This window comes from uncultured Paracoccus sp., from assembly GCF_947496875.1.
Lineage (GTDB): Bacteria > Pseudomonadota > Alphaproteobacteria > Rhodobacterales > Rhodobacteraceae > Paracoccus.
In genome coordinates this window covers 1-471 of sequence record NZ_CANMEH010000086.1, presented here as the reverse complement: position 1 = coordinate 471, position 471 = coordinate 1, and the positions used below count along the sequence as shown (strand labels likewise).

At 61.1% G+C, this 471-nt stretch carries 1 protein-coding gene; it reads right to left on the bottom strand.

Going from position 1 to position 471, the window contains the following annotated elements:
- Positions 1-448: MBL fold metallo-hydrolase (locus Q0938_RS19220; RefSeq protein WP_299365731.1), on the bottom strand; the 448-nt coding region annotated here is incomplete at its 3' end.
- Positions 449-471 lie beyond the last annotated feature (23 nt).

The window sequence follows — 471 nt, the reverse complement described above, 5'->3', positions numbered from 1 at the left end:
TGAATTCGGTGTTGTCGGTGAGGACACGGACATCTCTGAAGCCCTGACCTCGAACAACGTCGGCGTCAGCCTCGTTCTGTGCAAAGATCGGCAGATCCTGATCCAATGCGTCGCGCGCCGCCTGGTCCCAGTGATCTTCGTGCAGATGGGTGACGATGACGGCATCAACGTCGATGATCTCGGCAACCGGCAGCGGGAGACGCACCATCGACTTGCGTTCTTCGTCGTTCACTGTCCCGGGAAACCCCGGAAAGCCGTGGCGCTCCGCCAACAGGGGATCGAGGAGGAAGCGGACCCCACCATAGTCGATCCGCAGAGCGGCATTGCGGATCTGGATGATCTTGTCGGTGCTTTCAGAGCTGGTCCCGGCCCCCTGAGCTGAAACCGGGACTGCGCTCGCCGCGAGGGCCGAAGCGGACATGGCGAGCATTTGCCGACGCGTGGTCATGTGTTTTCTCTCTTTGCCGGTTC